Origin of the sequence: Nocardioides sp., assembly GCF_035429765.1 — a bacterium.
GTDB lineage: Bacteria > Actinomycetota > Actinomycetes > Propionibacteriales > Nocardioidaceae > Nocardioides.
In genome coordinates this window covers 1-5,944 of sequence record NZ_DAOMFK010000196.1, presented here as the reverse complement: position 1 = coordinate 5,944, position 5,944 = coordinate 1, and the positions used below count along the sequence as shown (strand labels likewise).

Genomic DNA, 5,944 nt, shown 5'->3' with positions numbered 1-5,944 from the left:
CGAGCACCACGTCGGCGCCGGCCTCGGCGAGAGCCTGCGCGAACGCGACCCCGAGCCCGCTGGACGCGCCGGTGACGATCGCGACCTTGCCGTCGAGGCGGAACAGCTCCGTGATGGTCATGCCGCCGACTCTAGTGCGGCAGCCGAGCACGGACTCCTCGACGTCCGGGACCTGGCCGGTGTCGCCCGGGGGTACCTCAGGGGGCCGTGGCCGGGCCCTGACCGTTGCGGAGCAGGTTGCCGCGGCCGGTCGGCCACGGGAGGCACCCGGTGCCGGACCCGGGCACCGTGTAGACGTCGACGCCGTGGTCGAAGGTGGTGAGCACGATCTCGAGGGTGCCGTTGCCGGTGAGGTCGCCGATCGAGGGCGCGGCCGCCACCCCGATGCCGTTGCCGTCGCGGCGCTGGTGGCGCAGCCGGGTGACCGAGAGCCGCCTGCCGTCGGCCGACAGCACGATCAGGCGCCCGGCTCGGGAACGCAGCGCGTAGGTGCCGAGGACCAGCTCCGGCGAGCCGTCCTTGTTGAGGTCGGCGGCGACCACTTCCGAGGCGTACGTCGTGGAGCGGCGTGGGGCGTAGGTCCAGCTCCACTGCCGGTGGCCGTCGGGCCCGACGGCGTACACCTTGCCGCCTGGAAGCGCGGAGACGATCTCGGGACGGCCGTCCCCGGTCAGGTCCACCACGGTCGGGGCGGGGATGCCGGTCGGCGGGTACCAGTCGCCGCTGCCGCGGTGCACCGGCCGGTTCGACAGAGGGAGCGTCTCGAATCCGGGGTGCCGGCGCGCGGAGCGCGAGCCGTCGCCGTACGCGCCGTCGAGCACCATGAACGCGTGCGCCTGGGTCCGGTACGGAATGTGCTTCTCGACGTTCGGCAGGCCGACGACCTCGTTGCGCCCGTCGCCGTCGAGGTCGGCCACCGAGGGCGGGGAGGCCGTCCACTGCAGCCAGGGGGTGCGGGCCGGGCTGGGCCAGTCGCCGCGGTGGAGGTGGTAGTGCCGGCGCTCGACCGCGGGGTCGGCCCAGCGGATGAACTGGCCCCAGCCCATCCGGCGGCCCTCCGCGCCGGACCCACGGTTGGTGAACCAGGGGGACGCCAGGATCGAGGTGCCGTCGTGGTTGAACGCGTTGATCTGGTGGTTGTCGAAGGTGGTGATGATCTCGAGCTCGGGGTCGTCGTCGATGTTGCCGATGCCGACGTTCTCGCCGTACGCGCCGTACCCGTGGTTGCCGACGTTGTTGAACCGCAGGTCGTTGCCCTGGCCGCGCAGCCGGTTGTAGCGCGGCCACGCGGGGGAGTGGCCCCCGGCGGGCTGGAAGAGGTTGCCGCGGGCGTTGAAGACGAAGACCTGCGCGCCCCTGGGCGAGGTGTTGGTCGTGGTGGCGACCACCTCGACCCGCCCGTCGCCGTTCAGGTCGGCGGCCGCCAGCCCCCGAGTCTCCGGGCGCTGGCCGCCGCTGCGCGTCGAGGCCGGCCAGCCGTCCTTGCGGAGCAGCCTCCCGTCGCGGAACTCGTAGCCCGCCACGGTGCCCTGGCCGCCGGCGGCGACGATGTCGGTGACGCCGTCGCCCTCGAGGTCGGCGACCACCGCGGGCGGGTAGACCCGGTCCTTGCCGGCAAGGCCGCGGCCCAGCCGGTGCCCGGTGGCGTCGAACACGAACGTCGAGTAGTACGGCGCGACGATCTCGAGCCGTCCGTCGCCGTCGAGGTCGACAAGTCCCGGGGAGGAGAACCAACCGGTCTCGCCGGTGGCGATGGTGCGGACGAAGCGGGGTGCCTGCACGGGGTCGGTGCCGCCCTCGTCGGTGCAGCCGGCTGCGGCTGCGGTGACCTGGCGCGGCGTGCTCGGGGCGCTCGCCGCCGGGGCTACGGCGACTCCCACGCCGGCAGCCAGCAGCACGCTCAGGACTCCGGCGGTCGGTCGGGAGGCGTTCACGCGGGGGACCCTACCTTTCGGTGGATGCTGCCGTTCGGACCCGCACGGCTGGCTTCGGGCCCCTGTCCAGGACGTGTGGGTCCGAACCGCAGTGATTCCGGCGCGGCTTTCGCGGTACGATGACGTCCATGCGCAGGATCCTGCTTCTTCCCTAGCCGCGTCGACGACCACGTCCGACGCGGCTGCCCCTCGTGCCCGAGGGGCTTTTTCATGCCCGGAGCAGATCACCAGCGAGCAGAGGGACGAGATGAGCCAGCAGGTACCCGAGTCAGACCAGTACGACGTCGCCGCGACACAGCGGAAGTGGCTGCCCGTGTGGGAGCGGATGGACCCGTTCCACGCCGACGACGACAGCCCCCGGGAGAAGCGGTACGCGCTGACGATGTTCCCCTACCCCTCGGGTGACCTGCACATGGGCCACGCCGAGGTGATGGCGCTGCACGACGTGGTCGCCCGCTACTGGTGGCAGCGCGGGTACGAGGTGCTGAACCCGATGGGCTGGGACTCCTTCGGGCTGCCCGCGGAGAACGCCGCGATCCGCAACAACGCGCACCCGGCCGCCTACACCTACGACAACATCGAGACGCAGGCCGCGTCGTTCAAGCACTACGCGTGCTCCTTCGACTGGTCCCGACGGCTGCACACCTCCGACCCGGAGTACTACCGCTGGACCCAGTGGCTGTTCCTGCAGTTCCGGGAGCGCGGGCTGGCCTACCGCAAGAACAGCCCGGTCAACTGGTGCCCGAACGACCAGACCGTGCTGGCCAACGAGCAGGTGGTCGACGGGAGGTGCGAGCGCTGCGGCAGCGAGGTGACCAAGCGTGAGCTGACCCAGTGGTACTTCAAGATCACCGAGTACGCCCAGGAGCTGCTGGACTGCCTGGACGACCTGGCACCCACCTGGCCCGAGCGGGTGGTCACCGCCCAGCGCAACTGGATCGGCCGCTCCGAGGGTGCCCACGTGGACTTCGCCATGCACCTGGCTGACGGCACCGACCGGGTGGTGACCGTGTACACCACCCGTCCCGACACCCTGTTCGGGGCCACCTTCATGGTGGTCGCCGCCGACGCGCCGCTGGCCGCCGAGCTGTGCGCCCCGCACCGCCGCCAGGCGCTGGAGGACTACCTGGTCGAGGTGCGCAAGGAGTCCGAGATCGACCGGATGTCCACCGAGCGGCCCAAGACGGGGGTCGACCTGGGCATCACGGCGACCAACCCGGTCAACGGCGAGCAGATCCCGGTCTGGGCTGCCGACTACGTGCTGGCCGACTACGGGACCGGCGCGATCATGGCCGTGCCCGCGCACGACCAGCGCGACATGGACTTCGCCCGGGCGATGGGTCTGCCGGTGCGTCGGGTCGTCGACACCGGTGAGCCGAACCCCGAGGAGACCTTCGTCGCCACCAGCGGCGACGGGGTGTACGTGAACTCCGCCAGCCCCGAGGGCTGGAGCCTGGACGGGCTGACCGACAAGGCCGCGGGGATCTCCGCGACCATCGACCGCCTGGAGGCCGCTGGCGCGGGAACCCGCGCGGTGAACTTCCGGCTGCGCGACTGGCTGCTGTCACGGCAGCGCTACTGGGGGGTGCCGATCCCGATCGTGCACTGCCCCGCCTGCGGCGAGGTCGCCGTACCGGAGGACCAGCTGCCGGTGACGCTGCCCGAGCTGCGCGGGGCCGACCTGAAGCCCAAGGGCGTCTCGCCGCTGGCTGCCGCCGAGGAGTGGATCGCGGTGGCCTGCCCCCGGTGCGGCGGCCCCGCCTCCCGCGACAGCGACACGATGGACACCTTCGTGGACTCGTCGTGGTACTTCCTGCGCTACTGCTCCCCGAACGACCACACCCAGGCCTTCGACCCGGCGAAGGCCAATGCCTGGATGCCGTGCGACATCTACGTCGGGGGCGTCGAGCACGCCGTCCTGCACCTGCTGTACTCCCGGTTCTTCACCAAGGTGCTGGCCGACATGGGGATGCTGGAGTTCCGCGAGCCGTTCTCGGCCCAGCTGAACCAGGGCATCGTGATCAACCAGGGCAAGAAGATGAGCAAGTCGCTGGGCAACGGCGTCAGTCTGGGGGACCAACTAGCGGAGTTCGGTGTGGACGCGGTGCGGCTGACCCTGGTGTTCGCGGGCCCGCCGGAGGACGACATCGACTGGGCCGAGGTCTCACCGGCCGGGTCGCTGCGGTTCCTGCAGCGCGCCTGGCGGCTGTCCGGGGACGTCGCCTCCGCACCGGGCACCGACCCGACGACCGGAGACACGGCGCTGCGCCGGGTCACCCACAAGACGCTGGACGACGCCGCCACCCTGGTCGAGGGCTACCGGTTCAACGTGATGATCGCCCGGGTGATGGAGCTGGTCAACGCCACCCGCAAGGCGATCGACACCGGGTGCGGTCCGGCCGACCCCGCCGTGCGCGAGGCGGTGGAGGCGGTGGCGGTGGTGCTGTCCCTGGTGGCGCCGTACACCGCCGAGGAGATGTGGGAGCGGCTGGGCCACCAGCCCTCCGTGGCGCGCGCGGGCTGGCCGGCCGTCGACCCGGCCCTGCTGGTGCAGGAGTCGGTGACGGCCGTGGTGCAGGTCCAGGGCAAGGTGCGGGCCCGCCTGCAGGTGTCGCCCGACATCTCCGAGGCCGACCTGGAGGCGGCGGCGCTGGCCGAGCCCGCGGTCCGGGCGTCGATCGGCGACCGGTCGGTGCGCACGGTGATCGTCCGGGCGCCGAAGCTGGTCAACGTCGTCGTCGGCTGACGGCTGCGGACCGGTACCCTTCGCCCATGCCCGGCCGCTGCGCGCTCGTCACCGACTCGACGGCGATGCTGCCACCCGAGGTCGCAGCGCAGCGCGGCATCGTGGTGGTCCCGCTGCAGGTCGCGATCGGGGCCGAGGTCCACGACGAGGGCTCGCCCGAGGCCACCCCCGAGCGCGTCGCCCAGGCGCTGCGGGAGTTCCTGCCCGTGAGCACCTCCCGCCCGGCACCCGCGGCGATGCTGGCGGTCTACGAGTCGCTGGCCGCCCGCGGCGTCGAGGAGGTCCTGTCGCTGCACCTGTCCGCGGAGATGAGCGGGACCTACGAGTCGGCCCAGCTGGCGGCCCGGCAGGCGCCCCTCCCCGTCACCACCGTGGACAGCCGGCAGGTCGGCGCCGCGACCGGGTACGCCGCGCTGGCCGCGGCCGACGTGCTCGACGCTGGGGGGAGCGTCGCCGAGGCCGCCGACGCCGCGCGGCGGCGGGCGCAGGCCTCCACCTCCGTCTTCTACGTCGACACGCTCGAGTACCTGCGCCGCGGTGGCCGGATCGGTGCCGCCAGTGCGCTGTTCGGCGGCGCGCTCGCCGTCAAGCCGCTGCTGAGCATCGAGGCCGGGCGGGTGACCACGCTGGAGAAGGTGCGCACCGCCAGCCGGGCCCTCGGTCGGCTGGCTGACCTGGCGGTCGCGGCGGCCGGAGACCAGCAGGTCGACCTCTGCGTGGCCCACCTGGCCAGTCCGGACCGTGCCGGTTCGCTCCGCGACGAGCTCGCCGACCGGTTGGCCGGTCAGCTGTCCGGCCGCGCCGTCTGGTTCGGCGAGGTCGGAGCGGTGCTCGGAGCCCACGTGGGTCCGGGCATGGTCGCCGTCTGCGTGGCTCCGCTGGTCGACAAGCCCGCTTCCTGCTGACAGCCGGCCGGCAGGCGGGCCCCGTCCACAGGGCCAGCCCGGACGCGCACGCGTGCGGGGCGGCCGCACCTAGCCTGCGGGCCATGCGGTCCTCACGTCGTACCCACGAGCAGCAGGCGGTGGTCTCCCGCCGGCTGGCCCTGCTGGGTGCGGAGCCCCCCACCACCGCGGTGGACCCCCTCGAGCGGGTCGCCGGGCACGGTGGCCTCCGGTCGGACGCCGGTGAGGACCTCGTCCGCCCGCGTCCGTGGGGTGAGCCCGTCCTCCCGGGGGAGCCGCCCGCCGGTGCCGCCGCGCTGCCTGTGCCGGGCCGGCACGACGCCCGACGCCGAGAGCCGCGCTCGTCGGAGTGGCGGCCG

At 73.0% G+C, this 5,944-nt stretch carries 4 protein-coding genes; 3 read left to right on the top strand and 1 reads right to left on the bottom strand.

Annotated features, from left to right (window positions below; translation table 11 throughout):
- Positions 1-197 precede the first annotated feature (197 nt).
- On the bottom strand, positions 198-1,934 hold the full coding sequence (locus PLP61_RS14245; protein ID WP_324503412.1) for an FG-GAP repeat domain-containing protein: 1,737 nt from the start codon (positions 1,932-1,934) through the stop codon (positions 198-200).
- A gap of 247 nt (positions 1,935-2,181) precedes the next feature.
- On the opposite strand from PLP61_RS14245, the gene leuS reads away from it, so the two are divergent.
- The 3 genes from leuS to PLP61_RS14230 form a co-directional block, all read left to right on the top strand.
- The gene (gene leuS, locus PLP61_RS14240; protein WP_324503411.1) at positions 2,182-4,680 is read left to right on the top strand and encodes a leucine--tRNA ligase; all 2,499 of its coding nucleotides are present in this window, start codon (positions 2,182-2,184) and stop codon (positions 4,678-4,680) included.
- 26 nt (positions 4,681-4,706) lie between these two features.
- Positions 4,707-5,585 (top strand): DegV family protein, encoded by an 879-nt coding sequence (locus tag PLP61_RS14235; RefSeq protein WP_324503410.1) that lies wholly within the window; start codon positions 4,707-4,709, stop codon positions 5,583-5,585.
- Positions 5,586-5,668: 83 nt separating this feature from the next.
- The coding region (locus PLP61_RS14230) for a hypothetical protein (RefSeq protein ID WP_324503409.1) at positions 5,669-5,944 on the top strand (276 nt) is incomplete at its 3' end.

Excerpts from the sequence above, each read along its gene's own strand:
- leuS (WP_324503411.1), top strand. The coding sequence starts at position 2,182 with ATGAGCCAGCAGGTACCCGAGTCAGACCAGTACGACGTCGCCGCGACA.
- PLP61_RS14235 (WP_324503410.1), top strand. The coding sequence starts at position 4,707 with ATGCCCGGCCGCTGCGCGCTCGTCACCGACTCGACGGCGATGCTGCCA.